16 protein-coding genes are annotated in these 24,982 nt (G+C 53.3%); 8 read left to right on the forward strand and 8 right to left on the reverse strand.

All coding sequences use genetic code 11. The annotated features are described in order from the left end of the window. The first annotated feature begins 20 nt into the window (after window positions 1-20). Window positions 21-458 (forward strand): hypothetical protein, encoded by a 438-nt coding sequence (locus tag QME66_08450; protein MDI6808995.1) that lies wholly within the window; start codon window positions 21-23, stop codon window positions 456-458. 149 nt (window positions 459-607) lie between these two features. On the opposite strand, the gene QME66_08455 is transcribed toward QME66_08450, so the two are convergent. After that, window positions 608-1,729, reverse strand: a complete 1,122-nt coding sequence (locus tag QME66_08455; GenBank protein ID MDI6808996.1) for a hypothetical protein — start codon at window positions 1,727-1,729, stop codon at window positions 608-610. A gap of 279 nt (window positions 1,730-2,008) precedes the next feature. Between QME66_08455 and nuoB the strand changes: the two genes are divergently transcribed. The 5 genes from nuoB (at window position 2,009) to lipA (ending at window position 7,448) form a co-directional block, all read left to right on the forward strand. Then, window positions 2,009-2,509: an NADH-quinone oxidoreductase subunit NuoB gene (gene nuoB / locus QME66_08460; protein ID MDI6808997.1), complete on the forward strand. Its 501-nt coding sequence runs from the start codon at window positions 2,009-2,011 to the stop codon at window positions 2,507-2,509. 154 nt (window positions 2,510-2,663) lie between these two features. Continuing rightward, window positions 2,664-4,358 carry an NADH dehydrogenase (quinone) subunit D gene (gene nuoD / locus QME66_08465; GenBank protein ID MDI6808998.1) on the forward strand — a complete coding sequence of 565 codons (1,695 nt, stop codon included), beginning with the start codon at window positions 2,664-2,666 and terminating at the stop codon, window positions 4,356-4,358. A gap of 32 nt (window positions 4,359-4,390) precedes the next feature. Beyond that, window positions 4,391-5,971, forward strand: coding sequence for a 2Fe-2S iron-sulfur cluster-binding protein (locus QME66_08470; GenBank protein MDI6808999.1), 1,581 nt, complete (start codon window positions 4,391-4,393; stop codon window positions 5,969-5,971). 99 nt (window positions 5,972-6,070) lie between these two features. Beyond that, a complete protein-coding gene (locus QME66_08475; GenBank protein ID MDI6809000.1) occupies window positions 6,071-6,577 on the forward strand; it encodes an NADH-quinone oxidoreductase subunit I in 507 nt (168 codons plus the stop codon). Continuing rightward, on the forward strand, window positions 6,549-7,448 hold the full coding sequence (lipA, locus tag QME66_08480) for a lipoyl synthase (protein ID MDI6809001.1): 900 nt from the start codon (window positions 6,549-6,551) through the stop codon (window positions 7,446-7,448). Before QME66_08475 ends, lipA begins: the two co-directional genes overlap by 29 nt. Before the next feature lie 47 nt (window positions 7,449-7,495). On the opposite strand, the gene QME66_08485 is transcribed toward lipA, so the two are convergent. The 6 genes from QME66_08485 to QME66_08510 form a co-directional block, all read right to left on the reverse strand. Beyond that, window positions 7,496-10,180 carry a FlgD immunoglobulin-like domain containing protein gene (locus QME66_08485; GenBank protein MDI6809002.1) on the reverse strand — a complete coding sequence of 895 codons (2,685 nt, stop codon included), beginning with the start codon at window positions 10,178-10,180 and terminating at the stop codon, window positions 7,496-7,498. A 220-nt stretch (window positions 10,181-10,400) separates the two neighbouring features. Continuing rightward, window positions 10,401-12,653 (reverse strand): sodium-translocating pyrophosphatase, encoded by a 2,253-nt coding sequence (locus tag QME66_08490; protein ID MDI6809003.1) that lies wholly within the window; start codon window positions 12,651-12,653, stop codon window positions 10,401-10,403. Between the two features lie 15 nt (window positions 12,654-12,668). Then, the gene (locus QME66_08495; protein MDI6809004.1) at window positions 12,669-14,129 is read right to left on the reverse strand and encodes a beta-galactosidase; all 1,461 of its coding nucleotides are present in this window, start codon (window positions 14,127-14,129) and stop codon (window positions 12,669-12,671) included. A gap of 107 nt (window positions 14,130-14,236) precedes the next feature. After that, window positions 14,237-15,739 carry a hypothetical protein gene (locus QME66_08500; protein MDI6809005.1) on the reverse strand — a complete coding sequence of 501 codons (1,503 nt, stop codon included), beginning with the start codon at window positions 15,737-15,739 and terminating at the stop codon, window positions 14,237-14,239. 75 nt (window positions 15,740-15,814) lie between these two features. Continuing rightward, entirely contained in the window at window positions 15,815-17,506 is a 1,692-nt protein-coding gene (locus QME66_08505) for a hypothetical protein (GenBank protein ID MDI6809006.1), read from the reverse strand. Window positions 17,507-17,619: 113 nt separating this feature from the next. Then, the gene (locus QME66_08510; GenBank protein MDI6809007.1) at window positions 17,620-18,630 is read right to left on the reverse strand and encodes a PD-(D/E)XK nuclease family protein; all 1,011 of its coding nucleotides are present in this window, start codon (window positions 18,628-18,630) and stop codon (window positions 17,620-17,622) included. Between the two features lie 225 nt (window positions 18,631-18,855). On the opposite strand from QME66_08510, the gene QME66_08515 reads away from it, so the two are divergent. Next, the gene (locus QME66_08515; GenBank protein ID MDI6809008.1) at window positions 18,856-21,660 is read left to right on the forward strand and encodes a T9SS type A sorting domain-containing protein; all 2,805 of its coding nucleotides are present in this window, start codon (window positions 18,856-18,858) and stop codon (window positions 21,658-21,660) included. A gap of 23 nt (window positions 21,661-21,683) precedes the next feature. Next, window positions 21,684-24,308 (forward strand): FlgD immunoglobulin-like domain containing protein, encoded by a 2,625-nt coding sequence (locus QME66_08520; protein MDI6809009.1) that lies wholly within the window; start codon window positions 21,684-21,686, stop codon window positions 24,306-24,308. A gap of 15 nt (window positions 24,309-24,323) precedes the next feature. Here the strand turns inward: QME66_08520 and QME66_08525 are convergent, their stop codons facing one another. Next, window positions 24,324-24,713 carry a FlgD immunoglobulin-like domain containing protein gene (locus QME66_08525; GenBank protein MDI6809010.1) on the reverse strand — a complete coding sequence of 130 codons (390 nt, stop codon included), beginning with the start codon at window positions 24,711-24,713 and terminating at the stop codon, window positions 24,324-24,326. Window positions 24,714-24,982: the final 269 nt, after the last annotated feature.

Below are 24,982 nucleotides of genomic sequence, written 5' to 3' on the forward strand. Positions count from 1 at the left end.
CAATCAAACGGGAATTCTAATTGTCGTTACCGGGAATTCTAATTGTCGCTGAACATCCGCCTGTGTTGGGAGACGGAGTGGACATTAGCTGCTGGGCAAATATTAGGCCTCTCGACAGGTTGATGATTGAGCCCAACTTTCAGTACGAGAGGCTGGATAGCCGGGATAACGGTGCGGAGTTGTACAGTGAATCTGTATTCCGCACCAAATTCAGCTGGCAGTTCAACCGGCGGTTGTCTCTGCGGCTGGTGGTCCAATACGATGACAGCAACATCACAGTCTATAACAACTATGAGAGAGAATTCACTGTGGAACCGCTCCTCACCTACAAGGTGAATCCATTCACCATTTTCTACATCGGTTCAGGCCACGATTATAGTGATTTTGGGGCCCAGCATGGACTGACGCAGTCTGACCGCCAGGTTTTCTTAAAGCTGCAGTACCTGTTCCGCATCTGATATGAGCAGCGCGGTCCCGCACTGAAGAATGAACGCGGTGCGGATGCGCTGCCGCTTCGCTTCTTCGGATTGACTTCTGCTCTAAATCCTATCGCTTTGAGACTATTCTCGCAGGTGCTTGGATTAGATGTGGAGGGACAAAGGGGAAACTACGAAACCGGCCCGGCCGCTCCGGCCGGAACGGGTCCGATTTCATGCAGCCTCAAGAGCTCTGCTGTTCGCTTCCTCTCTGCCCTGGCCAGGAATCCTACCGCGATGAGGATAAACAGGAGAGAAATCCAATCGGCCAGCTTGGGGAATCTCCCTGAAAACAGGAAGTAGGAAATGAGCGTAGCAGCGGTACCGGCAATAAGCGAAGTCAAGCGGTTAACCAAACCAGCAAATGTTGCCGTCCGTCCTTTGAACATGAAAATGAAGACTGAGAAAAAGGCAACCATACCGTATGCAGTACCGGCAAGAGTGCCCCATCCCCAGGTAGGCTTTGGATTTGAAATCGCTCCCCTGAAAATGTCAATTTGCTTGAAATCCCATCCGAACAGCTGTGGAGAATGGAAAAGAAGCACGGTCACGAGAATCATGGCGCTGCTCGCAGTGAACTGTTCGATGGCAAAATAACCTTTGTTGTCAAGCCTGACTCCTTTGGCTCGCGTATTCTTGAAGTAGTTCATTATGTATATGCGGATGGCATAAGCCACAATGTAGCTTCCAAGGATACTCACGGCGGCATGGGATTTCAGGAAGTCAAAATCACCTTTCTTGACCAGTACCATGTGTACGCCGGCGGCCAACAGGGCAAAAACAACGGCGATATCCTCTTCACGATAGACTTTCTTAGACAGAATCCCCTGGCGGATCTGAATCGCATCAACAATCCGGCTGACTATTATGATGCTTGCACGCATGATGACCATGGCTACCATGACAGAGATGGGAAGCATGTACATGAGGGTAGTAGTTGGAATCACAACTGCTGTGCAGATACCGGAGGGAACGATGTAGAAAAACTCCGCGGGAAACTTGAAGCCGCCCCAGTGGACTAGGCGGTTCGACTCCATTCGGTACCAGCGCAGAACCAAAGCAGCCAGAAGACAAATGCTGTTCCCACCCAGAGTGCTGTAAACCAGGAACTCGAGGCTGTCCATGCCCGGGTAGCCCCGACTTGCACTCCCCGTGAAATATTTTACCGTTACTCCCGTGGCGACGTAGAAAAAGAAGTAGCCCAAGCACAGTTGGGCTAATCTGCCTGAACTACCTTCCGTTGTTTTCCACATTTCTCACCGCCCCAGGAATAGGGATGCTCGCGTAGGCTCTTTCAGCAGTACCGCAACGAATTATCATACTCTTTATCTCTTTCCTGCCACATTCCGGCCTAATTCATTGACACTCAACACAGTCCCGGGAGCGATACCCGGGCCGGCAACACTGCGGACAAGATTCGAACAGTATACTTCAAGTCCGGAAAAATTCAAAGCAGAAGATTCGGAGCACGGGCGTCCGCTGATTCTTGTCGTGGACTTTTGGCGGGCTCCCTGATATGATTTCTGACCGCTATGCCGAATCAGAAAACATGGGCTGAGAAACTTCAAGAAAACTGGTTCACAACGAAGCTTGAGACCTACGTGAACTGGGCCAGGAAAAGTTCTCTCTGGCCAATGCCGTTTGGCACCGCCTGCTGTGCAATCGAGTTTATGTCAGTCCTCTCATCGCACTATGACCTTGCGAGGTTTGGTGCCGAGGTCCTCAGGTTTTCTCCCCGGCAGTCCGACCTCCTGATTGTCTCGGGGACGGTGACAGACAAGATGGCTCCGGTCTTGAAGAAAATCTACGACCAGATGCCTGAGCCAAAATGGGTGATTGCAATGGGGGCGTGCGCGAGCTCGGGCGGATTTTACAGAGCTTATCACGTCGTCCAGGGCATTGATGAAATCATCCCGGTTGACATCTATGTTGGAGGCTGTCCGCCAACTCCTGAGGGGCTGATCCACGGAGTCATGCTTCTTCAGAAGAAGATAGAGAAGGAAAAAGGAAAGTTGCTTTCGGTGAGAGATTGAGACTCCCCCCTCACCTCTATCCTCTCCCCAGGGGGAGAGGAAGACTAAGGTAGAGATTCTTGCTGGCCTCTATCCTCTGCCCAGGGGGAGAGGAAGACTGATCCCCAGGGCAGAGGAAGATCGGGATCGGTGAAGGGATTTCAGGATACCCAGAATGACTGTTGAACTAAAAGAAAGAGTTGATGTAGGGCAGATTCTTCAGGAACGTTTCCCTTCGTGTGTGGTCAAATCGGAGGAATTCAGAGGCGACCTGGCTGTGACCGTGAGAAGAGATGGCCTGCTCGAAGTCGTCTCGTTCCTCAAGAATGAACCTCAACTCGATTTCGACTTGCTCCTGGACATATGCGGCGTTGATCGTCTCGGACGTAGCCCGCGATTTGACTGTGTGTACCACCTTCGTTCCCTCTCGAAAAGACGCCTCATCAGACTCAAGGTTCCACTGGATGAGAATGATCCGGAGGTGTCTTCCATCACCTCTGTCTGGAAGGGAGCCAACTGGTTCGAAAGGGAGACATACGATCTCTTTGGCCTGAAATTCAAGGGGCACCCGAACCTGAGGAGGATTCTCACTCACGAGGATTTCAAAGGGCATGCCCTGAGAAAGGACTACCCTGCTGACAGGAGGCATCCTCTTGCAAGAACGACTGATGCGCTCACAACGTGGCCGGAGAGTGTTGGAGAACATCCTGAGAGGATGGTTGTCAACATTGGCCCATCACATCCTGCAACCCACGGAACGTTGAGAATTCAGGCCGTCATCGAAGGTGAAACCGTCGTCGAGTCCGATTCCGAAATCGGATACCTCCATAGATGTTTTGAGAAGATGGCCGAGAACCATACGTACGCTCAGATCGTCGCCTACACGGACAGGCTAAATTACTGCTCGTCATTCATGAACAATGCCGGATTCGCACTTGCCGTGGAGAAGCTTCTCGACATTCAGGTTCCCGAGCGGATACGGCTGATCAGAGTGATACTCTCGGAACTCACAAGAATTATGGACCACCTCGTTGCAATCGCAGCGAACCTTGTTGACCTCGGTGCGATAACAAACTTCTGGTATTTTTTCAGACCAAGAGAAGAGATCTACGATTTGCTTGAGGCGTGCTGCGGCGCAAGATTGACCGTGAACTACGCCAGAATAGGCGGGTTCCCGCTCGATGTTCCCGAGAGTTTCGTTGAGATGGTTAATGAGATCTTGAGAAGACTTCCTCGTTTCATCGATGACGTGGACAGACTGAATACGAAGAATAGAATCTTCCAGGGAAGGACAAGAAATATCGGCGTTATGAAGAAGGAAGATGCAATTGAGTGGGGCTTCACAGGCCCATGCTTGCGAGCATCCGGCGTGGAATACGATGTAAGAAAAGCCCATCCATATCTGGACTATGAGAGCTTCGACTTTGTGGTTCCAGTCGGGACGAATGGCGACATATACGACAGAATTGCAGTTCGAATGGAAGAGATGAGGCAAAGCATGAGGATCGTCAAACAAGCCATGAAGAGATTCGGCAGCGGACCTTACAAGATTGATGAGAAGACGATTTCGCTTCCTGAGAAAGACAAGGCCTATTCAGACATCGAAAGTCTGATCAATCACTTCAAACTGGTCATGGAAGGCATAACACCTCCCTCTGGCGAGGTTTATTCGTACACAGAAGCAGCGAATGGAGAGCTTGGGTTCTACCTGATAAGTGATGGAGGCCCGAAACCATACAGGCTTAAGGTCAGACCTCCCTGTTTTCCGATTTTTCAGGGTATGAACGAGATGTTGAAGGGCACACTTGTAGCCGACTCAATCGCTATTCTGGCCAGTCTTAACATAATCGCGGGCGAGCTTGACAGGTGAGGGGGAAAGGCAGCAATCGGAGGTAGAACAACTTGCCTCAGCAAGAAGTGATCACATTCAGCCTGAACGGCAAGGTGGTTGAAGTTCCCAAGGGAACAACGATCTTGCAGGCGGCAGGCGGTGCCGGAGTTGAGATCCCGCACCTCTGCTACCACCCATATCTCTCAGTTGCAGGAAATTGCCGAATGTGCATGGTGGAAGTTGAAAAATCCCCGAAGCTCGTCATCTCCTGCGCGACTCCGGCGGCTCAGGGCCTGGTCGTGCGAACAGATACGCCAACTGTGAAAAAGGCAGTGAGAGGAGTACTTGAATTCCTGTTGATAAACCATCCGATTGACTGCCCGGTCTGTGATCAGGCAGGTGAGTGCAAGCTTCAGGACTACTATATGGCGCACGGACTCCATGAGAGCAGGATCACGCTTTCCGAGAAGGTGAGAAAGCGGAAGGCTCTCGATCTCGGTCCCATTGTCCTTGACAGCGAACGGTGCGTTCTCTGCGCAAGGTGCATAAGATATCTGTCTGAAGTGACCGGGACGAACGAGCTGGGGTTCTTTGAGAGAGGAGACAGGACTCAGATTTCTGCATTCCTTGATTCAAAGGTCGATGCGAATTCGTACGCGGGAAATCTTGCCGACATCTGTCCTGTAGGTGCAATCACAAGCAAGGATTTCAGATTCAGGTGCAGAGTTTGGTTCCTGAAAGGTACGCCGGCAATCTGCCCCGAATGCAGTACCGGTTGCAACATGAGAGTGGATCACAGAAACAGAGAGGTGTACAGGTTCGTCGCCCGACTGAACCCTTATGTAAATAAGACATGGCTCTGCGACGCCGGCAGATTTTCATACAAGAATCTGAACGGTCCGGAGAGATTGCTTTACCCGATGGTCAGAAAGGACGGAGCATTCTCGAGAGAATCCTGGGCAGCTTGCATGTCCGGGATCTCCCGGAGACTGAAGGATTCGGCTGTTTCGGGAAGCAAACCCGTGGCAATTCTCTCAACCAGAATGACCAATGAAGAGCTTTTCCTTGCGAAAAAAGTCATCCTGGGAATTGGCGGGACTGTTGCTGCCTTGAACTTGACAGGCGGGAATCCCTCATCTATGGAGGATTTTCTGCTGAGAAGAAAAGATCACACACCGAATACGACTGGAGCACAGAAGCTCGGCCTGGAACTTCTTTCCGGAGAAATGGAAACAAAAGACTTCCTCGGAAGACTTGACAAGTCCCGGTTCTCACTCCTCGTTACGGACGAGCCGGCAGTACTCCGGGAATGCGGTACCAATCTTCCTCTCACAATCGCGCTGGCTACCCACCGCAACGCTAGTATCTCTGAAGCAGACATTGTCCTTCCCATGGCAACCCACGTAGAGAGAGAAGGAACTCTCACGAACTTCGAGGGCAGAGTTCAAAGGACAGAACAATCGTTCCCTCCTCCCGGAGAGGCACGTTCAGCAATTGACATAATTTCCGGGCTCTCCGGAGCCCTGGGTATGAATCTCAATCCAGGGAGTGTCGAAAGTGTCTTCTCTCTTCTTGCAAAAGAATGCAGTGCGTTCTCAGGACTTGCGTATGAGAATCTGGGCGAATATGGTTCTCTGGTGAAGACCACTTGAGTTTCCTCCTCTCCCCACCGGGGAGAGGATAGAGGCTAGCAAGAATCTCTACCTTAGTCTTCCTCTCCCCCTGGGGAGAGGATGGAGGTGAGGGGAGCAATGAATTCTGAACATTACGCGGAGACAATTCCGCAACGAACCGGCGTCAGAGGGACCCTGCAGGGTCTTCTTGTAACGCTCAAGAACCTCCTCAAGGGATTTGTTGGAGACATTCCCACTGTCCAGTATCCTGATGGGAGGAGAAACTACTCCGAGCGCTTCCGCGGAATACATGTTCTCTTGTCAAGGGAAGACGGTTCACCCAGGTGTGTTGCATGCTACATGTGCGCTACGGCCTGTCCGGCAGATTGCATCGAGATAGAGGCCGCTGAAGACCCTGATAGGGATGTTGAAAAGTATCCTCGCGAGTTCAAGATTGACCTTCTGAGATGTGTTTTCTGCGGTCTCTGCGTGGAGGCGTGCCCAAAAGAGGCAATCGTGATGACTCGAAACTACGAAACCGGCTTTCATTCAAGAGAGGAAGCAATTTATTCCAGAGACAGGCTCCTGGAAAAAGCGAAGCTGCCCGAGCAAAACCTTGGCTACAGACCAAGATATTCTCCCTAAGCCTTCCTGGCTCAAAACCCCGCTCCCGTCAGGCCCAAATACTGCCAGAGTTCGCGCCACACTCCACAGCCAGGAGCTCCACACTGTCTGTGAAGAGGCACGCTGCCCGAATATTGGAAAATGCTTCTCAGCCGGGGAAGCGACATTCCTGATTCTCGGAAAAAACTGCACAAGAAGCTGCACTTTCTGCAATGTCGGAAGAGGATCCCCTGCAGACCCGGATCCGCTTGAACCCGAAAAGATTCTCTGGGCGGTCAGGTCTCTTGAGTTGAAATACGTCGTAATAACTTCACCAACAAGGGATGATATTCCTGACGGTGGAGCGCATCATTACTATCGGGTCGTCACTGAGCTCAAGAGGGCATTTGGAGAGGAGACTAAGGTGGAAGTTCTTGTGCCTGATTTCCTGGGGAATCTTGATTCGGTGAGGAAAGTCCTTGCCTCCTGCCCTGACGTCTTCTCTCACAACATGGAGACTGTCCCGCGACTTTATCTTCGGGTGAGAAACGGGTCGTCGTCTGAGCGCTCTCTGAAAGTGCTGGAAAGGGCGAAAGCTCTTGGGGCACGTTTCACGAAATCCGGCCTCATGCTCGGCCTCGGAGAGAGCATCGAGGAGGTCCTGGCGGTTCTCAATGACCTCAGAGATTCCCGATGCGACATTGTCACTATCGGGCAATATCTGAGACCATCCAGATCTCACCCTCCGGCAGCAGAGTATGTGTTTCCCGAGATCTTCTCAGAGCTCGGCAATGCCGCACGTAGAATGGGATTTCTTGCAGTCTCATCCGGTCCCCTTGTGAGAAGCTCCCTGGACGCCGATGAGCTGTATGAAGAGGCTTTACAGTCCGAACCCCGGGGCTCACAGGATTGATTCACCGGGTCCGACTGTTCACTTCTATTCTTCGCAACTCATGACTTCTATTCTACGAGGACAATCTTTTTGATATGCACCTCGCCTCGCGATTCGAGACGCGCAAGGTAGACTCCTGAGGGGAGCCGCAATCCCCTGTCATCCCGGCCATTCCACGAAGCTGAGTGCCTGCCAGCGGCCTCGACACTGTTCACAATTGTCGCAACCAAGCGCCCTTTCACATCGTGAAGCGTGAGGCATACTCTGTTTGTCTGCGGCAAGAGGTAGGTCAGTAACGTCTCTCCTGCGAAAGGATTCGGTGAATTCTGAACCAGGCACAAGGACGCTATTTGCTCTGCGCCAGGAGGAACACTGACAGGTCCGTGCCAGGTCTCACTTCCGTCCACGTCAATCTCAGCCAGCCAATAGGCGACTTCATCTGTGGGTGCATTGCTATCCTCGAATACACACCCTGTCTGACCGGAAAAAAGTTCGGCTGAAATTCGCTTGCGACTCTTTCCGGATTCTTCACGATAAACATGGAATCTTGCATGCTCTGCCACTACCTTCCAGCGCAGGATTGCACTATTGCCATTGCGCTCGCCGGTAAAATAACTCAGAGTCACACCGACGGGAGATGGATCCCAGCGTCCAATGAAGTACGAGGACTTGCCGCCGGCTTCTGTGAAGTGTCCGCCTGCGTATATCTTGCCTCCATAGCTTGCGAGGGCAAGTACACTATCGTTCAATCCGGATCCTAGCGCGGACCAGGATGTCCCGTCCCAGCGAGCAATGCGACTTGCCTCCAGCGCCCCGGCATGACTGAAGGAGCCACCTGCGTAGAGACTGCCGCCATAGGCCGCAAGAGAAGTAACCCTTGCGTCCATGCCCGAACCCAGCGAATCCCACGAGCTGCCGTTCCAGCTGGCGATTCCTCCCGCTCCGGTCCCGGCGGCCTCCGTGAACCGGCCTCCGGCAATCAGGAGCCCATCGTACTCAGTAAGAGCAAGAACCGGCGCATTTACTCCTGAGCCAAGGGGACTCCAGGATATCCCGTCCCAGCGAGCAATGTAATTTGCAGAGACTCCTCCGGCCTCAGTGAAATCTCCGGCAGCGATGAGGTCTCCATCGTGAACACAGAGAGCCCGAACTGTCCCGTCAGTTCCAGAACCCAGATCACACCATGAAGTTCCATCCCATGCAACAATGTGAGTATAGAAGGGGTATTGCCTTGCGAATTTTCCGCCGATGATGAGATTTCCATCAAATGCTGTTAGGGCAAGTACCTCGTCGCCCGAAGCCCACGATCCAATCGCATTCCATGACGTTCCGTCCCAACGGGCAACCTTCGCGAAATAATAGAAGGGCAATTCACAGTCCGGGGGCACCCGGAAATCCCCTCCCGCAATAAGGCTACCCTGATAGACTGTGAGTGCCGACACTAAACCATTCGCACCGGGGCCAAGTGCAGTCCATGAAGTGCCGTCCCAGCGCGCTACGTGTCTCGCCGAGAGCCCACCTGCTTCCAGGAAACTCCCTGCTGCTACCAGGCCGCCATCGTACGCAGTGAGTGCGCACACATAATCGTCCATTCCACCCACGAGGCCAGCCCAAGCACTGCCGTTCCACCGTGCGATGTGGTTATTGACGCCTCCACCACCCGCCACAAGTTGGCCTCCATGAACCGTAAGGGCATAGACGCCATCCACTCGACTGCTTGGCATGAAACTCCAGGAACTACCATCCCAGCGGGCGATACATGTCGTGTCCCACACAGGCAGTCTCGAGGCATCTCGCCCACCCTCCACAACTACTTGAAAATCGCCACCAGCAATGAGACTGTTATCGTATGCCGTCAAAGCATTCACGTTCCCGGGCACGCCCAAAGGAATCTTTTGCCAGCTGATTCCGTCCCAGCGGATAACTCCGGACGAAGTGTTGGCGAAAAGACTGGTGTCTGTTGCTGCCATTGCTCTGACTTCGTCATCCGTTCCTGATCCGACCGGAGACCAAGAAGCTCCGTCCCACTGGGCGAGGCGAAATGCCCACCGGTCACCCGCCACACTGAAGTTGCCTCCTGCAACGAGATTGCCTCGATAAATCTCCAGGGCATTGACAAAACCATCAGTTCCCGTACCGAGATTCCTCCATGAACTTCCATCCCAACGTGCAATGTGAGTCGCCCAATTGCCCCCTGCTTCAGTGAAAGCGCCGCCCGCGATGAGGTTTCCATCGTAGACAGCGAGGGCATTGACCATGTTGTTCATGCCTGAACCCAACTGACTCCAAGAACTACCATCCCAACGGGCAATACGGTTGGCTACGATTCCGTCCGCATGGGTGAAGGCTCCGGCTGCGATAACGCTTCCCTCGTAAACCGTGAGAGCATACACGGTATAGTCTAGGCCGGAACCCAACGGTCTCCAGAACCTTCCATTCCAAAGTGCAATATTGCTGACTGCCTGATCACCTGCTGCCGAAAAGTATCCTCCTGCAATGAGATTTCCCTCGTATGTCGTAAGGGCAAATACAGAGCCATTCACTCCGCCAGTGCCAAATCCATCCCACCAGAGATCATCTTCGCCGCTTGCCGCCATCGTGTTCGTTCCCCGCACCGGAGAGCCGGAGATGGTCTGAACCGGTGTCCTTTCCTGTTCGGTTCCAAGGACATCTGTTCCCCAGATTAGGGCGACGGCAATCAGAAGTATGCTTCCCGGAATGAGTCTTAGATTACTTGGCGGGCTTTGACTCACGGGGCCTCCACAGCGGAGCGAATTGTACTAAGAGGGGTTAGATTATTCCCTGGAACGAGGGAAAGAGAATATCAGAATCACCCCCCAGCGTTCTGTACTACCTTCTATTGTCAGGAGCAGTGCTTATCTTCCCGACGTGTTTTCTATTTTCAGTGTATCACACGGGCCGAAAACAGGCAGCATAAATTTTACGTTTCCTGTTTTGCTTTAGTCGCTGCCTCTATGCTTTCTTTTCTACAATTGAGCCCCTCTTCGAGAAAGCGACTGCGATGCCGAGAGCGACAAGGCAGACGAGAACAATAATCACTCTTGCAGCTATTGGTATATCCCTTATCGCGAAGGGTGCAAGGAGAATCCCGACAAGATTCATCACCTTGATAAGCGGATTGAGCGCAGGCCCGGCAGTATCCTTGTAGGGGTCTCCGACTGTGTCGCCTATCACGGCTGCCTTGTGAAATTCTGTTCCCTTTCCCCCCATAAATCCGTCTTCGATCTTCTTCTTTGCATTGTCCCAGATAGCGCCGGTATTCGCCATGTAAACAGCAAGAAGCTGACCCGTGACAATTGCGCCTCCGAGGTAACCGCCCAGACCGCCCACGCCAAGACCAAAGGCAACCATGACAGGCGTTGCAATGGCCAGAATGCCGGGGCCGATGAGTTCCTTCTGCGCTGCCGCAGTCACTATTGCCACGCACTTTCCGTACTCAGGTTTTCCCTTTCCCTCCATGATGCCGGGAATTTCCCTGAACTGTCTTCTAACCTCTTCGACAACCAGAAATGCAGCTCTCCCGACTGCCTTGAGCGCAAATGATGAAAAGAGAAACGGCACAGCGCTGCCTATCAGAAGTCCGACAAAGACTTTTGGCAGGTTTATCTGAATGCCGATCTCAAAGAGTTTCGCTTCATCAATGAAGGAGCGGAAGAGACTTATTGCAGCAATTACGGCGGTTGCGATTGCAAGGCCTTTGGTCAGGGCCTTTGTCGTGTTCCCGATCGCATCCATCCAGGCAAGAGACCTCGATGCCTTTTCCTCGTGGATACCTGACATTTCAAAGATTCCGTGCGCATTGTCCGTAATCGGGCCGTAGGTATCCATGGCGAGAATAAAACCAGTGGTTGTGAGAAGGCCAAGCCCTGCAAGAGCAATTCCGTATGAGCCGAGTGCAAGGTCTCCGTGGAATATAAGTATTGACGAGATTATGGTGCCGCCGATTGTCACAATCGCCCAAACACTCGACTCCATCCCTTCAGCCATGCCGGCAAGAAGCATTGTCGCCGCCCCGGTCCTGGTCGCAGATGCTGTTTCAGTGACAGGGTGTTTGTCGGGATGGGTGAAGTGATTCGTAAGCCAGAGAGTGACAAGAGCAAGCACAATTCCCATCGTCGTAGCCCAGAAGAATCTGAAATCAGGTCTTCCCGTGACGGGATTGACAAGATAGAAATAGTTGAGAAAGAAAAATCCAACCACTGACGCGATACTTGAAACCCAGTATCCCATGCTTATCGGCCTCATCGGGTCCTTAATCTCGTCACCGCGGACTTTCACGCTCCACGTTCCGAGAATTGACGAGAAGACTCCGACAGCCCTCACAAGAAGCGGGTAGAAGATGAGTTTCAGAGCAAACATGGGAGCGAAGACACCGTAGTAGTTCTGAAAGCCTGTATCCATCAGCGCAGCGGCCGCCAGGATTATTGCGGCAACAAGTGTGACCTCATAGGACTCGAAAACATCAGCCGCCATTCCTGCACAGTCGCCAACGTTGTCTCCGACATTGTCGGCAATCACTGCTGCATTTCTGGGATCGTCTTCAGGAATTCCCTTCTCAACCTTGCCGACAAGATCAGCTCCAACGTCGGCTGCTTTCGTGTAGATTCCGCCCCCAATTCTCATGAAAAGCGCGGCGAGACATCCGCCGAATCCGAAGCCAACGAGCACCTTCATGGCATTCTCTTTAAAGAGCAGGAAGATTATGGTTGCCCCGAGAAGCCCAAAGCCCACCGTGAACATGCCCGAGACGGTTCCTGCCCTGAATGCCAGCTCAAGAGCCTTTTTGAAGCTGGTTATTGCCGCATTCGCAGCCCTTACGTTGCCCTTAACAGCAAGCCACATTCCAACGTAACCCGCGCCATAGGAAGCAAGAACTCCCATCAGAAAGGCAAGCGAGATACCGAGCGGAATGTGTCTCAGCGATTCCTCCCTGTAAACGGACCTGTACATGAAAAAGAGGCCAATCGTGATCGCTATGACAAACAAGACCATGGTTCTGAATTGCTTCCTGAGGTATGCCATCGCTCCTTCTTCAATAGCCTTGGCTACTTCCTTCATCTTCTCGCTGCCCGGATCTTCCTTAATGACTCGTCTGACAAGGTAAAGGCCGTAGGCAAGTCCTATGATGGCAGAGACAAGTACGAACCAGAGGAGAGCCCACTCAAGCGGTCCAAAAGAAGGAAGGCTGATGTTTGCCTCACTCATTCAGATAACCTCCTTTCACGAAACATCGACTCTGAAGAAACGCGTCTCGCCGGGGTCAAGCTGCAGCTTGAAGTAGAGCGGGAAATCTTTGTCTCCGCTTTCTTTCAGTTTGATTTCTTTCCCGGAGTATAGGTCAATCAAACGGCCTGACTTCCCTTTGAAAGCGGCCGTGATCGCAGAAGTTTTTGTCAGGGTTTTGTTGACGGCCCCCATGACTATTTTCCCGCCGTCACGGAACTCTCCCACCGTTACTTCGCCCTTATCAAGTTTGACTGCGACCGTACCTGAAGTCCTGTACCTGGCTTCTCCCGTAACGAGCCCGGACTGGACAGGCGACGTACTCCCCTTGGCAGCAGGAGTCCCTTCTTCTGAGAGTCTGAACAAGGCCTTGGAGTCAAGGCGAGATAGAACCGGAGAGAGTTTTAGGAGCCAGTTGTTTATCAATTTCACGCGAAAGTAAGTCGGATTAGGCCAGAGCAGTTCTTCTCCAGCATTGAAAAAGGAGAACTTCTCCGGAAAGTAGCCGTCCTCAGTGAATCTCAACTTTTGATCATCCGTCTCCCTTGAATCAACCATACCTGTGAATCTTACGTTTCCTTCTTTGCAGGGCGTGTAGCGGAAATAAAGAATCCCTTTCGCTCCGTACACAAGAGCAAGTCCAACCGCGGTCCTCATCTCAACTTCATTTGGGACTCTCAGAACGTCCTTCCATTCGAACTCAAGGCCAACGGGCACGCTCCTCTGCCAGCCTGAAGACTGAGTAATATACCAGAAGGGCGTCCCGGTTCGGACAGACTCGTTTCTGACTAGCGAAAGGTTCTCCTCAAGCCGGTCAAGCGACGTGCTCCCCGTCTGGAAAGGATAGAAATCGAAGCAGATCATGTCCGGCATCAGCTTGTCTGTGAAACTCCGAAGAAACTGCCTGTAGTCCGTCACCGGAGAATCCTTAATATACGAAATCGAAACTGGGTAGAGGTTGATCAGCTTTGGCCTGATCGGGTCTGCCCTTCTCGCGAGCCCCTGGACATAGGCGAGTCTGTCAATCTCGCCCTCGCCGGGTTCATCCCTCAAATACCAGCCGTAGAAAGAAGGAAAACGCGAATAGTTGTACAAATCCACGGCCAGCCTTCCAAGAATGACGGAGTCAGCATCAAGCCTGCTCACAGGAGCGCAGTAGTACTCGCACCATGTCGCCATGAGGAACACCTTCACATCGTGGGCCCCGGCCGAATCGAGGATCGCCTGGTTGAGGCCGACGTTGCCTGGGCCTCCAGCCACAATGATGTTGAAGCCCGCTCTCCTGAGTTCGCCAAACCTGTTGAGGGGAATGTTGTCCCAGACCCCGATTGGGAAAAACTGTTTCTCATGAGGCCTGAGTGCAGCCGTTGAGTCTTGCGCGGCCGCTCGCGTCCGCAAAGGGAAAAGGAAAAGAAGGAGCAGAACTCCGAGAACAAATTTCAGCCCGAACTTTCTCACCCGGGACCTCCTCTTCTTTCCAACCCAAAAATCGGAAAGGAAGAGGATAGCACAAAACCGTGCCGGTCGTCACCAGTGGCGCTCAAGCAGGTATCGCCATCACGAAATCAGAATCTGTATTCGATTCCGAATTCGTAGAATCTGCCGCCGTCTGTGGTCACACGAACGGCGGGAGCTCCGCCCGGCGCGGACGGGGGAGAGGTTTCTGCCTTTTTCACGTGGACAGGTATGAGCTGCGAAACTGAGCCGGAAAAATCCAGATTCCTGAACGGATATTTCCCGCCAAGAGAAAGAAGGATTGCATCTGCTTCAACGAGAGAGGACAGATGTCTTTTGAAGTTCTTGACCCCGAATACGAACAACAGCGGTTCCCAGGTCTGCCACTCTCCAGACGGAACAACGTGGAAGTAGGTCATGCCGCTCGCGAGCTTCCCTCCGCTTCTGCAATCTTGGCTGTAGGTAAAACGCAGTTTGTCCATTCTCGCGCCGCCAATGCCCCGGAAATAAGTCCTGTCGCCGAGGAGCCTGAAGATCGCGCTGACGAAGGGCCAGCTTTGCACATGTCCCCGCAGACTGTCGGAAAGGTCAAAGTGTTCGTAATCCACAGACAATGCCCTGGTCGGAGAATGGAATCCGAGGCCCCCGGCCACAGAGCTGAAGGCGAAATGTCCTCGAGTCACCTTTCCGAACTTCTGACCGTAGTAGAAAAAATCTCCACTGGCGTCCAATCCTCCCTGCTTGTATGCAAGACGCGCGCTCCATCTCCCGAAGAAACTCATAGTCAGCTCTCCAAGTTCCTGCCGGAATCTGCCATCCGGAACCAACTCGAATTGAGAAGCTGACAATTGCCCGGTACTGGGTTCAAAACTGTAACGCACGGCTTCCAGCCATAGAGAAAAGCGCTTCAGCAAACGGCCGGTGAGGAAGTAAGATTCCGCGACGACTTCCGCCTCGATTGGCAGGACTCCGCCCTCATCTCTCACCTCAAACGTGAGCGACTGGTCCAGATTTGTGCGGCAATACGAGTAGCCGAGGCCTCCTGCCCGAACAGGATGAAAGTAGATCTCGGCTGAGTAGTGGTCCTGCCACCCGTCTGCGAGCTTCCGCTCCTTGAACCAGCCGGCAAAATTGACCCGCGAATCGAAATCTCCCCTGTACCAGACGACATAGTCTGAGAACGCTCCGCCATAGGCCAGCTTCTGCTCGTGGGCATTTGAGTACCTTGTGGCCAGATCAACGCCTGAAAAGGAGACTCCAATAACAGAGGGGGTGTAATTCTGTCCAAACGGAATCGCCACGCCTACTGTCGCTATGCTGTTCTCAATCTTCTCCTCCCTTCCATCCGAGCCGCGAGAACGGAGTACATCTTCGACTATCAGGCGGCAGAAGACTCTCGGCCCGGTTGGTCTTGGCAAGAGACTGAGGTGTTCGAGGAAACCACGGTTCGTTTCAGGCATGCTGTCACTCACGACTGACGCAGGGAGATTCAAACCGAGAAGGCGAGAGAACAGAATCTCTCCTTCAACTATCTTTGGCTGAGCGGAGAGAGCTAGGAGGGCAGCAATGATACAGGACTGAAGCAGTCCTTTCTGAGGCGATAAGCCCAACATGTCATCATGCGACCCGAGCCAAAAAAGAAGGGGCGGACAGAGAGTCCGCCCCACATCTCATGATTCAGGAAAGCCCTACCGGCCAAACATCCCCGCGAACGAATTTCGTGTCTGCCAGTTCTGACTGGTAATGCCAAAAGTTGTCTTGAATAGAGCATCGGTGGTCATTCCAGGCAGAAGTCCGTTGAATGTAGGGTTAGGGAACGTCCATGCCGCAAAGGAATTAGCATTCCAGACAATGACGGGAACGTAGAAAACCCTGTCCTGCACCTCGTAGTTGTAGTTGTAGTAGATCTGGGTCCAGACCCAGTTCGGGCCGGGCGAAACCGAGCCCCACCAATTTGCCCAGACATTGAACGAGGTAATGTCACTCCTGGCCTGGAAGCTTGCAATGATACTGTCAAAGACGGCATCAAACCTTGGAATTGCGTCGCCAGGTTGACTGCAATTAAGACTGCTCCACCTATCCCACCAACAACTTTTGGAATAGTTGTAATATGTCATTGAGGAGCCTTGGTAGTCAAAATTGCCCGCAGCATACACCCAGTTCCAGGTCCAATTCTCCCTGTGCGTAGTATCGCGCTCAACCTCAACCGTGTAAGCAGGGAAAACCCCCTTCAAATTCGTAATCGGGTTTGTAAAGAACTTGCCGAGATCAAACGTGACCGCCACGGGAGGCGTTCCAGAGTTCCCATCAAAATCCTCGGTTATGACTTGCGGATTTGTCAGGTAGTCCCTTATCCTGTCATCCCAGGCAAGTATTGAATCCAAATCGGCCGAGCTCGGTCCTTCGAGAGTCGCGGTCTTCTTCTTAATGATGTCATCGCTCTGGTTGTCAATTTCAGCCTTCAAGAAGGCAACCGCATCATCCAGTCTGTTGGTCGCTGCGATGATATCCTCTTTTGCATCAGACATCTGTGTTGCGCCGCCAGTCTTGAGACCCAGGAATTCCGAGCTTTGGGTCATGGCTCCAATCCAACCCGCAGAATCATAGCTCGCGAAGTCAAAATTGTAGGCAGTTGCAACCAGGATGAAGCTTCTCGCAAGATTCAGCATCGCCTCAAACGAGTAGATCTCGGTAAGGTCGAGCTCAAGGGGATCCTCGTTGACATCGCCCTGCATCTTTGGCGTTACAGTGAATGTGTAGCTTGAGTTGGTTTCGACTTTCACCAGACGCGCAAGCGCGTAGTCCACCTTGGGGAGCACTTGATTCTTCAGGATATCTTGAAGCTCGTGCATCTGCGGAGGGTTCTGGGTTGAGAGCTTGGCCATGCCGAAGGCCGTCCCCGGGTACATCAGTGGTGAAATTCTCGCGTTCTTCAAGTTGAGCGGGAACCCAGTCCTCGGGAGTCCGAACGGTCCTGATTTCATCATAGTTCCTGGAACTGAAAAGGGAACATCTGCCGTGTCTATGTATGCCTTCCAGCGGTCCCACGTTGCGTTTACGGTCGCATCGCTTGTCAGGATGAGGATTTCCGTCAATGCGGCGCCAAAGTTCGCATCAAGGTTGTTGGGGTCGAGCGCCAAAGCTTGCTTGTACAAACTGTTTGCAGGTTGGAGATTTATGTGGCTTGGCTTGCTGACACCGGCGAATTCCGTCGAGATCAAAGTGAAAAGCAGGCTTTCAAATGCAGCATTTGCCTGGGTGACTTTGTCCTTCGCAAGATTGGCATCTGTCGTTGCATTGGTGGGATTATTCTCGCATCCAGCGAGGATCAACGACAGAGTAAGCGCCACTGCCAGGATTCCAACTACGTAACGATTCATTTTGCACCTCCGTTAGAAACAGTCCGTCAGCTATGTAACTGAACAACAGAAGACTATCTGCTTTATCGGCCAAAAGCAAGACTAAATTCGCCATTTCTCCCGAACTTCTGGATTCAAACAGGGTTCCGGCCGCAAAGAATTCTAAAATTACAGTAATTGCAGAGACGCCTGTTTTCCGTAAGAGGGAAATCTTCCTCTTCGGCTGAATTGCTTTCCCGGTCACTAAGGATGTCTTTCATCTTCCGGACGCTTTCCCTTATTACCCTTCTCGTTTCGTCAAGCGTCTCTTCGCCTACTAATGATTCTTTCCTTTCCATCGTGAATAGATTCTGCTCAAGAACCTGTATCTTCCCCGGGATCCCGCCCCACTCATTCATCGCATAGAGAGCGTAGCAGCCCAGCTGGACTGATGGCCTCTCAGGGCCCTCCTGCTTCGAATCCTGTCCCTCTACTCTCTTTCCCCGATCGGTCTTCCAATCGATGATTCTCATGGCCGAATCGCCGGCTCGATGTGCGCAATCGGGTTTCGCAAAGACCTTATCTCCTTCAAAAGAAAACGAAGGAAACTCCCTATCATCCTCAATCTGAAGCCAGTCTCTATCCGGTATTTGAGTAAGCTCTCCGAACACCGGCGACGAGAAAAAGTTCCTGACGCACCGCTCAACGCCATCCACTATCTCTACCCATTTCTCATCCGGCAGCGAGGGATCGTAGAAATGCTCGAGCAATATCCCTTTCTTCTTTCCCTGCTGCGCGTATTCGCTGCGCCCGGACTCCGGCTTGCCGGAAAACACTGCAATGACAGATTCGACGTTCTTTCTTGACTCTTTATACTCAGACCTCATTTCTTCTTTCGCCCTCTCAACGACCTCATCCGGGACCAGCCTTCTCCCGGTTCGCGAGACACTGAGGATATCCCTGACCCACCTATGAACAACTTCACCGCTCCACATCCAACGCGATTTCAGGTTCTTGAGGAGATAAATCTTCTTTGTCGTGAGCGGGGCGCTATCTTCCCATCCTCCCCAGGAACCATAGTAGTTGAACCAGTACTTTCTCTTGCAGTCTTCAAAGACCTTTGCCCTCGAAAAAGACCAGGAAAATTCATTCACGAGTCTTGCCATAGAAAGTTGGCTTTCACTCCTTCAGCTTGTTTGAACTACAGTATCAGGACCGCTTGTTTTTCGCAACGGATTTGAGTTATTATGATAGTAACGCTGATTTCTTCTCCGTGCTCTGACATTTGCCGTTTGGCGTGTGGAAAGCCCTGTGGTTTTTTGGCGCGACTTGGCGAAAGAACCAAGGACCTAAGTAAGTCTCAAGGAATTCTCAAGCCAGGAGGCCCGTCCATGCAGGATACTTTGTCAAAAACCAAGAGAAATATCCTCAGCCTTGCTGTCCTCCTAGCCCTTGCGCTTGCCTCGAATCCTTCGTGCGGACAGGAGAAGGGGCTGAGCGTAGCCAGCTTCCTTACTAAAGAAGGAAGATTTGACTTGGATGCGGCAAGGCGCGCCGCATATCAGGGCCCGCTTGACTTATCGGACTTTGAGGCTCGTTTCGATGCGCAGACTGGCGAAGCTGTATTCAGGCCTGCCGGCAGACTCGCTCCTGCTTCACCGGGCGATGAGCATTGGTGGGACGGATTCGGCACGCCCGGTATGGATGCAATGGTGAGTAGTCTTACGGTGATCGATACAAATCTCGTCGCAGGCGGAAGCTTCACCTCGGCTGGCGGCGGCCAAGCCAACTACGTTGCGTTGTGGAACGGCAGGTCATGGACTCCACTCGGATCAGGAATGGACAATTCGGTTGAAGCCCTCGCAGTTTACAACGGCAACCTGATTGCAGGGGGTTACTTCACGCACGCAGGCGGGGAATCGGCAACTTACGTCGCACAGTGGAACGGAGTTTCCTGGGAATCACTTGGGACAGGCATGGACAATGCAGTCCTTGCGCTCACAGTATACAAAGGAAACTTGATTGCCGGAGGTTATTTCACCCAGGCCGGTGTGAAGGCGGTCAACTACATTGCTCAATGGAATGGAACTTCCTGGGATCCTGTCGGCACAGGAATGAATAATTCCGTCGAAGCACTCGCAGTCTTCAACGATTGGTTGATCGCAGGAGGATACTTCGACCTGGCAGGCGGAAACCCGGCAGACTACATCGCGCGCTGGGATGGCACTTCCTGGAGCGCGCTTGGTTTGGGGCTGAACAACCGCGTCAAAGCGCTCACTGTTTATGACGGAAGCCTCATCGTTGGCGGATACTTCACCAATGCAGGTGGATACACGGCCAACAGGATTGCCAAGTGGAATGGAACTTCCTGGACTGCTCTGGGCACAGGCATGAGCAGCAACGTGTTCTCGCTGGTCGTTGGCGGGGGCGCGTTGATCGCAGGAGGCGACTTCACGACAGCGGGCGGAAACGCGGCGAACAGAATCGCGCGTTGGGACGGCGCTACTTGGAGTCAGCTGGGCTCAGGGATGAATCTCAGAGTCAGTGCGCTGGCTGTCCACAACAGCCGGATAATTGCCGGAGGAAGCTTCGGCACTGCTGGAACGATTACTGCAAATCGCGTTGCGCGCTGGGATGGCATTTCCTGGAATGCACTTGGCCTGGGAGTCAACTATCCAATCCGGGCTCTCACCGTGTTTGACGGAAACCTGGTAGTAGGAGGCGAGTTCGGCCTGGCAGGTGGAATTCCTGCACACCAAATTGCACGATGGAATGGAACGGCATGGGAATCCCTCGGAACCGGAGTGGATGGCTGGGTTTATGCTCTGACTACCTACAACGGCAATCTCATCGCAGGAGGATACTTCACGCACGCAGGCGGAAACGCTGCGAGCCACATCGCACTCTGGAACGGGACATCGTGGAGTGCACTCGGCTCAGGAGCAAACAACCACGTGTGGGCGCTCATTGTTTATGACGGAAACTTGATTGCAGGCGGGAACTTCACGGCCGCCGGGGGGAACCCGGCAGCCGGAGTCGCCCGCTGGGATGGTACTTCCTGGTATCCGCTCGGATCAGGAGCGGCTTCAACCAGAGCTCTTGCGGTCTACAATGGAAATCTGATAGCAGGCGGGAACTTCGCGCTCGCTACCGGCGGACCCGCAGATTACATTGCACGATGGGACGGGACATCATGGTTGTCGCTCGGTAACGGGATGAACTATTGGGTCTATGCTCTGACCGTTCATAACGGAGATCTCATAGCTGGTGGTGCTTTTACACAGGCGGGCGCAGTATTGGCGAAAGGAATTGCCCAATGGGATGGGTCATCCTGGAGCGGGCTCGGGTCAGGTGTCGAGGGCACAGACTACCCAACTGTATACGCGCTGGCGTCATACGGAGGCACCCTGATTGCCGGAGGAGATTTCACCATCGCAGGGGGAGTGTCTGCCGGCTATATCGCCCAGTGGGACGGCACTTCATGGAGCTCGCCCGGATCCGGGACAAGCGGCAATGTCTATAGTCTGGGAACGTACGGGACAAGCCTCTATGCCGGCGGCTTCTTCTCCAAGGCAGGCAACAAGCCATCCAGTTGTATAGCGCGGTGGGATCCCTCCATCGTGTCTATCCTTCTTTCCTGGTTCAGTGCAGTCCGCTCGGGGCCAAATGCCGTCCTGCGGTGGAAGGTTGGCGAGGGGGCTGAAGGGATGAGATTCTGCATCTACCGCAATGCCCCATGTGATGGCTTTTATCAGGTGTCGACGGCTCTTGTTCGGAGCTGCAATTTGCGTGAATACGAGTTTGTCGATAGCGCAGTGCCGGGCTGCGAAGTCGAGTACGAGCTGAGAGGAGTTGACGGCAGCGGTGCTTCAACCCGGTTTGGTCCGTTCGAGCTTTCTTCTTCTCCTGCGATCCCATCGGCTCTGGGTCTAAGACAGAATTCCCCAAATCCGTTTGACCGCGAGACCGTATTCGCCTATTCCGTACCCAACATAGCCCGCGTGACACTCGCACTTTATGATGCCCTGGGACGCAGAAGGGCTACCCTTATTGATGAGGTGCAGCCTGCCGGCGAATATATGGTCTTTTGGGATGGTCGTAACAGCGATGGGGTAAGATTCCCCTCTGGAATCTACTTTGCGCAACTCAGGTCGGGACACGACGTGCAAACAAGAAAAATCATTCTCACAAGATGAGTCTGAGCCCAGGAGGTAAGACGATGCAGATCGCCTTGGAGACGCCTAAGAAGACATCTCTCAAGTCTCTACTTTTGATCTCACTTCTGCTTCTCGCACGCCCACTGTGTGCCGCAGAGGGCGACGAGCATTGGTGGGACCGGTTTTGTCTGCCGGGAGCAAACAACACGGTTCGCACTGTCCTTGGATTTGGGGGAGACCTGGTAGCAGGCGGAGATTTCACGCAGGCTGGTGGCACTCCTGCTAACTACATCGCCAGATCTGACGGAACGTCCTGGAACGCCATGGACACCGGCATGAACAATAACGTCTATGCTCTGGCAGAGTACAAAGGAAACCTCGTTGCAGGAGGTTCATTCACGCAGGCGGGCGGCGGCATGCCGGCAAACCGAATCGTCAAGTGGAACGGCGCTTCATGGGATTCATTTGGCTCAGGCCTGAGTAGTTCTGTGTACGCGTTCATGCTTCGGGATACCAGTTTGGTCGTGGGAGGAACGTTTACACTCGCAGGGGGAGTCTCTGCGAACTGCATTGCACGATGGGACGGACACTCGTGGAGTGCCTACGGCACCGGCATGAATGCAAGCGTGCGCTCGCTCGCGGAATATAACGGAAGCCTGTTTGCAGGGGGCGTATTCACGGTGGCCAGCGGAAGCCCGGCAACCTATATTGCCCGATGGGATGGAAGCTCATGGGTTTCAGTCGGAGGCGGTACAAGTGGAATAGTCTATTCCATGATTGTCTATGACGGTAACCTGATCGTGGGAGGCACATTCATGCAGGCGGGCGGCAAAACTGTCAACCGCATCGCCAGGTGGAACGGAACCTCCTGGGATTCACTGGGCCCGGGTCTGAATGGGGTAGTTTATGCTCTTTCGATCCATAACGGAAACCTGATTGCCGCAGGCGGGTTCACACAGGCAGGTGGCGCACCTGCCAACTACATCGCGAGATGGGATGGCACTTCGTGGTCCACACTTGGTTCTGGAACGGACAACGAGGTACGCTGCCTGACGGTGAATGGTGCAAACTTGGTTGCCGGGGGTGCGTTCTACTCAGCCAGCGGAGTCTCAGCGAGGAGAATCGCGCAATGGAATGGGACCTCTTGGAGTGGGGTTGATTCCGACGCGGGAACCAACAACTGGGTCTACTCTCTCGCAAGCCATGCTGGCGGGCTGGTCGCATCAGGAGATTTCACCGCGGCCGGAGGAATCTTGGCCAAACGGATCGCGAAATGGAATGGAGCTTCATGGGAATCCCTTGGCTCCGGGCTGGATAGCCGGGCGCTTGCTTTGACATCCTACAATGGCAACCTGGCTGCGGGCGGCACATTCACTCAAGCCGGCGGTTTTGACGCCAGCTATATTGCCGGGTGGAGCGGGAGCTCATGGTATCAACTTGGCACCGGGATGAGCGACCAGGTGGACGCTCTCGTGGTCTATGACGGAAATCTCATTGCCGGTGGTTACTTCACTGTGGCCGGCGGTGTCAGCGCTAGCCGCATTGCCAGATGGGATGGAACCTCTTGGTATCCGCTTGGATCGGGCGTAAATGCTGCGGTACATGCTTTGGCCGTTTACGGCACAGATCTTATTGCCGGCGGCGACTTCACGCTCGCCGGCGGCGTCAGCGTAAATCACATTGCCAGATGGAATGGAACGACATGGGAATCCTTGGGCGCTGGAACGAACAATTACGTTTGGGAGCTTGCGACTCACAACCTTGACCTCATCGCCGGAGGCGTATTCACGCAGGCCGGCGGTACCGCTGCCAACCGCGTTGCCAGATGGGACGGAACCTCGTGGTATCCGCTTGGCTCAGGCATGGACAGTAATGTCCGCGGATTGGCGAGCTATGGTGGCAACCTTATCGCAGGAGGGGACCTCACCCAGGCCGGCGGGACTCCTGCCAACTACATTGCGAAATGGGACGGAACGTCATGGTCTTCTCTCGGCTCGGGAACGAATGCCCTCGTCAGTGATCTTTGCGTCTATGGCACAAGCCTGTACGCAGGAGGGAGTTTTACAACAGCGGGCGCCAGGTCATCATACTACATGGGGCGCTGGGATCCATCGATTGTGCCGGTTGATCTTGATTACCTTTACGCAGAGCGAGATGAAGACCAAGCCATTCTGCGATGGAAGGCGGCTGACGGGAATAGGTATCTGGGATTCCGTGTCTACCGGGAAGATGTGCGAGGCGTGCGCAGGCAGCTCACCTCTCAACTCGTTTCAAGCAGCGCACAATGCGAGTTCCTGGACACCGCGCCGCCGGACGATGAGACGAACTATTGGATCTCGGGTGTTGGGAAGGACGGTAGCATCACCTGGCATGGACCAGTAACGTTGACCGGGGCTGTGCCATCCCCAAGAACTGCGGCTTTGTACTTAAATCATCCCAATCCATTCGATCGCATGACTACCTTCACTTACTCCGTCCCTCGTGCCCGGCACGCGATGCTGGTCCTCCACGATGTTGCGGGACGCAGAGTGATAACTCTGGTGAACGAGGCACGGATCAAAGGCGTGCACGCAGTCACATGGGACGGCCGTGACGAGAAGGGAATCAGAGTCCCGTCGGGAGTCTACATTGCAGTATTTCAGTCAGGAGTCGAAGTTCAGACAAGGAAGGTTTTGCTTTTAAGGTGAGGTGGTTCGGCAGGACTATCTGAGCAGCACGGCTTTTCTTACTGCGGTTCCTTCTTTTGAAGAAAGCCTCACGAAATAGATTCCGTGCGGAAGAAGTCTTCCGCCGTCATCTCTCCCATTCCAGCCGATAGAGTGCCGCCCTTTCACAACTTCCTTATTAAGAAGCGTCCTCACAAGTCTCCCCTCTGCGCTAAAGACGTGGAGTGAGACCTTCGTGTGTCCCGGAACGGCAAACGAAATCTGAGTCATGGGTTCAAACGGATTCGGGAAATTCTGCAGCAGCTCAAAGTTTTCGGCAGTCAGCGTCTGGGTCGCGCCCGCCTCTGTTGCAGATCCGACAGCAAACAGACTGTCGCTTGTATCAGATGACGAATTCAGCCACTTGTCATAGGCTACGATTTTCACGATACAGCTTTCTGAAGGCGCATCCGGAGTGGTCCACAAGAACAGCGGTGAGTTCGAAAGGCCGGACGCAATAGTGCCCGGGGAAGCTCAGGCCTCCGTTACGGGACAGGAAGATGCTCACTGAATCGACACCGGAGGTATCGGATGCAGTCCAGTTGATCTCGTGATTACTCCCTAGTGTGCCGTCCCAGAAATAACTTTACGAAATGCAGGACGTTTCATAAGGCACACTGCCAGGGGGTATGAGGGGGTCGTGGCCGACCCCCTCA

The sequence above is a fragment of the Candidatus Eisenbacteria bacterium genome, assembly GCA_030017955.1.
GTDB lineage: Bacteria > Eisenbacteria > RBG-16-71-46 > JASEGR01 > JASEGR01 > JASEGR01.

What these genes read in the sequence shown, in the direction of transcription:
- QME66_08455 (MDI6808996.1), bottom strand. Translation starts at nt 1,729, where the DNA reads ATGTGGAAAACAACGGAAGGTAGTTCAGGCAGATTAGCCCAACTGTGC.
- nuoB (MDI6808997.1), top strand. Translation starts at nt 2,009, where the DNA reads ATGCCGAATCAGAAAACATGGGCTGAGAAACTTCAAGAAAACTGGTTC.
- nuoD (MDI6808998.1), top strand. Translation starts at nt 2,664, where the DNA reads ATGACTGTTGAACTAAAAGAAAGAGTTGATGTAGGGCAGATTCTTCAG.
- QME66_08475 (MDI6809000.1), top strand. Translation starts at nt 6,071, where the DNA reads ATGAATTCTGAACATTACGCGGAGACAATTCCGCAACGAACCGGCGTC.
- QME66_08490 (MDI6809003.1), bottom strand. Translation starts at nt 12,653, where the DNA reads ATGAGTGAGGCAAACATCAGCCTTCCTTCTTTTGGACCGCTTGAGTGG.
- QME66_08500 (MDI6809005.1), bottom strand. Translation starts at nt 15,739, where the DNA reads ATGTTGGGCTTATCGCCTCAGAAAGGACTGCTTCAGTCCTGTATCATT.
- QME66_08505 (MDI6809006.1), bottom strand. Translation starts at nt 17,506, where the DNA reads ATGAATCGTTACGTAGTTGGAATCCTGGCAGTGGCGCTTACTCTGTCG.
- QME66_08510 (MDI6809007.1), bottom strand. Translation starts at nt 18,630, where the DNA reads ATGGCAAGACTCGTGAATGAATTTTCCTGGTCTTTTTCGAGGGCAAAG.
- QME66_08515 (MDI6809008.1), top strand. Translation starts at nt 18,856, where the DNA reads ATGCAGGATACTTTGTCAAAAACCAAGAGAAATATCCTCAGCCTTGCT.
- QME66_08520 (MDI6809009.1), top strand. Translation starts at nt 21,684, where the DNA reads ATGCAGATCGCCTTGGAGACGCCTAAGAAGACATCTCTCAAGTCTCTA.